Here is a 2194-nt window from a genome sequence, read left to right as displayed (position 1 = left end):
GTCTTCCGCATGTCCACGGCCCCGGAGCAGCTCGTGCCCGGGAAGGCTCGCCGGTGCGCGGGCCCCGGGAAGGCCCCTCTGGTGCACGCGCCCCGGACGCCTCAGTGGGTCAGCGGAGGGCGCGGCGGCTGCGGGGTGTCCCCCGGCTCGTCCCTGATGACCTCGCCTTGGACGACCTTGCCGTCGGGCTGGTGCATACGGGCCTGCTGGAAGGCGCCGCCGAGGGTGCCCGGGCGGGCTTCCCGGAGCTTGCGCTCGAAGGTGCGCTCCGCCGAACGGCTCACGAGTTTCTGGACCGGCGGCAGCAGCAGGAGCAGGCCCACCGCGTCCGAGGCCAGGCCGGGGATCATCAGGAGCAGACCGCCCAGCATCATCAGGCCGTTGCCCTCGCTGCCGGGTCGGGCCGCGTCGGGCATCACCCCGCTCTGCTGCTGTTGCAGCGCCTCGGAGAGCTTGCGGAAGGCCCGCCGGCCGGCCCGCTTGATGACGACCGAGCCGGCCACGAGGCCCGCCAGCAGGACGAGGAAGACCACCAGCCCGCTGGTCGCCCCCGCGACCAGCGTGAGCAGCCAGATCTCCAGCACGAGCCACACGGCGACGCCGAGCGGCAGGAACGTACGCAGCCGGGAGCGCTTGGGCCGGGCAGGGGGCAGCGGGGTCTGAGCGCCAGTCGTCATGCGTCCAGTGTGCCTGGCCCCGGCTCAGCACGGGATAAGGCCACCATCAGCTGTTTCTGTGAACGGCTGCCCCCGAGGCGGCCTGCGCTTACGGCTTCGAGGGCTTGCCGCCCCGCCCCGTCGCCTTGCCGACCCGCTCCCCCACGCCCCACGCCGTGACGCGCCACAGCGCCTCGACGAGGATGTCGCGGCTCATCTTGGAGTCGCCGAGTTCACGCTCGACGAACGTGATGGGCACCTCGACCACGTGGTAGCCGGCCTTGACCGCGCGGCGGGCGAGATCGACCTGGAAGCAGTACCCCTGGGAGGCGACCTCGTCGAGACCGAGCCCTTCCAGAGTCTCGCGGCGGAAGGCGCGGTAGCCGCCGGTGATGTCCCGCAGCGGCAGGTCGAGCGCCAGCCGGGAGTAGAGGCTGCCGCCCCGGGAGATCACCTCGCGGGACTTCGGCCAGTTCACCACCCGGCCGCCGGGCACCCAGCGCGAACCCAGCACCAGGTCGGCGCTTTTGAGGGCGGTAAGCAGACGCGGCAGTTCCTCGGGCTGGTGGGAGCCGTCGGCGTCCATCTCGATCAGCACGCCGTAGTCACGCTCCAGGCCCCAGTGGAAGCCCGCCAGGTAGGCGGCGCCCAGGCCTTCCTTGCCCTTGCGGTGCAGCACGTGGACGTGGCCGTCCTCGACGGTCAGCTCGTCGGCCAGCTTGCCCGTGCCGTCCGGGCTGTTGTCGTCGGCCACGAGTACGTGCGCCTCGGGGACGGCCTTGCGCACCCGGCCGACGATGCTCTTGATGTTCTCCGCCTCGTTGTAGGTCGGGATGATCACCAAGGCCGTGCCGAGCGGGCCGAACGTCCTCACCTGGGCTCCTGCCGCGAGGGTCCCGTCGCCGTCGTTCACTACTGCCCCTTCATGTCCATACGCAGAGGTCCACCATAGTGGGCCCGGCCTGCGCCGACGTGACAGGACGTTCGAATCGTGGTGTCGAATCCGCAAGACGCGGGTAGGAGCGCGCCTCCCGGTGTGCGCCTGCGGCGGATGGGGGCCCGGCGCCCTTCGGGCCGACCTGGGATCCGCCGGCTGCGGATCGACCTGAAGCCGTTGTCTACTGAGCGCGCGGGCCCCACCCGGGTCGCACCTCCCCGACCGGCTGGAACGTTCCCTCGGCGCTGCGCCGGCCTGAGCCTGGCTCCCAGTGGCGGTGCCCCGGTGCGGCACACCGTCCCTGACCCGGCGGCGCCGCGGCGAGTGCTCGGACGTTCCCCGGTCGGGCGTCCGGTGGTGGACTCGGCCGAACCTACCGGCCCCCTGCGGCCGCCTGTCAACAGCCGTTTGACCTGCGCATCCAGCGGCAAAGCCCTGGTCAGCGCCGAGGATGCGCAGGTCGCGCGCCGGGGGCGCGGCGCGCGGCTGAATGCGCGCCACCCCCGTAGATCACTCGCCCGGCCGTACGAAGACCGTGCGTCCGCCCACCGACGGCCCCGAGACCGGCGTCCGTAAGGCACTCGACCCGCCCGGCCGGCTA

Annotated in this window: 2 protein-coding genes; both read right to left on the bottom strand. The window is 72.4% G+C overall.

The window, feature by feature from the left end; all coding sequences use genetic code 11:
* Positions 1-101: 101 nt before the first annotated feature.
* Entirely contained in the window at positions 102-677 is a 576-nt protein-coding gene (gene fxsA, locus ABZ281_RS46805; protein ID WP_356664651.1) for an FxsA family membrane protein, read from the bottom strand.
* Positions 678-765: 88 nt separating this feature from the next.
* On the bottom strand, positions 766-1569 hold the full coding sequence (locus ABZ281_RS46800; RefSeq protein ID WP_356664649.1) for a polyprenol monophosphomannose synthase: 804 nt from the start codon (positions 1567-1569) through the stop codon (positions 766-768).
* Positions 1570-2194 lie beyond the last annotated feature (625 nt).

The sequence above is a fragment of the Streptomyces sp. NPDC006265 genome, assembly GCF_040613555.1.
GTDB lineage: Bacteria > Actinomycetota > Actinomycetes > Streptomycetales > Streptomycetaceae > Streptomyces.
The sequence above is the reverse complement of the archived record's forward strand: the minus strand, read 5'-3'. Positions and strand labels throughout refer to the sequence as shown.

Bases quoted from the DNA above. Each gene is read 5' to 3' on its own strand.
- fxsA (WP_356664651.1), bottom strand. From the start codon at position 677: ATGACGACTGGCGCTCAGACCCCGCTGCCCCCTGCCCGGCCCAAGCGC.